A 547-nucleotide genomic window follows, 5' to 3' on the forward strand; every position below is an offset into this window, starting at 1 on the left:
CCCGAGCCCCCAGCGCCGAGCCCCAGCCCCGAGCGCCGAGGATCTTCGATGGCCCGGGGTACGAAGGTGCGGAGGGGCTGAGGGCGGGTGCAGGGCGGCCTGGATCGCCCGACGCCACGACACCTACGGCTTCGGCACCACCACCGAGCAGGTGAAGGCCGCCATGGTCAAGCTCCGCCACGCCTATGACGCCAACCCCCGCCGCTACACCGACGTGCCGGCCGGCTGGCCACTGCCCGTCCAGGAGACTCGGGTTCACCGCACCGCGGGGTCGCTGGTGCTGTCCGGCCACCGCCACGAACCCGTCTCCCCCTACGAATGGACTACGCGCATGCGCGGGGCCATCGGCGGCACCCTGTTCACTGTCGAAGACGACATGCACGGATCCGCCATCCGGGAATCGGACTGCGCCGCAGAGCTGGTGTCGTACTTCCTCGCGGGCCGCCTCAGCCAAGGCTGCCAAGGGGTGGCAGCCCCGTGACGGCCCGCTGTCCGGCCTCTGGATAAGCCTGTCTGGATAAGCCTGCCGCCGGCCCCATACGCAGAT

General features: G+C 70.7%; 1 protein-coding gene. It reads left to right on the plus strand.

What is annotated here, in order from left to right:
• Positions 1–481 (plus strand): alpha/beta hydrolase (locus ETD85_RS62700; RefSeq protein ID WP_206059670.1); only part of this gene is annotated, 481 nt, incomplete at its 5' end.
• Positions 482–547 lie beyond the last annotated feature (66 nt).

The organism is Nonomuraea zeae (assembly GCF_005889725.1).
GTDB lineage: Bacteria > Actinomycetota > Actinomycetes > Streptosporangiales > Streptosporangiaceae > Nonomuraea > Nonomuraea zeae.